This window comes from Methylobacterium sp. A54F (genome assembly GCF_053346035.1).
This window is the reverse complement of sequence record NZ_JBKFBF010000096.1, coordinates 1-316: the sequence shown is the minus strand read 5'-3', so window position 1 is coordinate 316 and position 316 is coordinate 1. Positions and strand designations below refer to the sequence as shown.

1 pseudogene is annotated in these 316 nt (G+C 73.7%); it reads right to left on the bottom strand.

The features are described 5' to 3' along the window. Positions 1–118: 118 nt before the first annotated feature. Positions 119–316, bottom strand: a pseudogene (locus ACLBXP_RS25500) (efflux RND transporter periplasmic adaptor subunit); the annotation flags it as partial.

The following is a 316-nucleotide window of genomic DNA, read 5'->3' as shown; positions in this document are numbered from 1 at the left end:
CACCGCGAGGGCGAGCGCCAGGTCCACGCCCCGGAAGCGCACCGCGAAGGCGACGAGGGCCGCCTGGGGGCCGTACCGGGGCCCGGCGGTGCAGGACTCCGCGGGGCGGGGCTCCGCCTCAATCGTCATCGGCGCCGCCCGAGACCTGCAGCAGGCTCTTCATCTCCTCGGACAGGAGCGCCTGGGCGCCCCTGAGCACGATCTCGTCCTCGCCGGAGAGGTCCTCGACCACGTAGGCGTCGTCGGCCATCGGCGGGTCGGAGGGGATCGGGTGGCGCACGAAGGCGTTCGTGTCCACCGCCCAGTAGACCCAGGT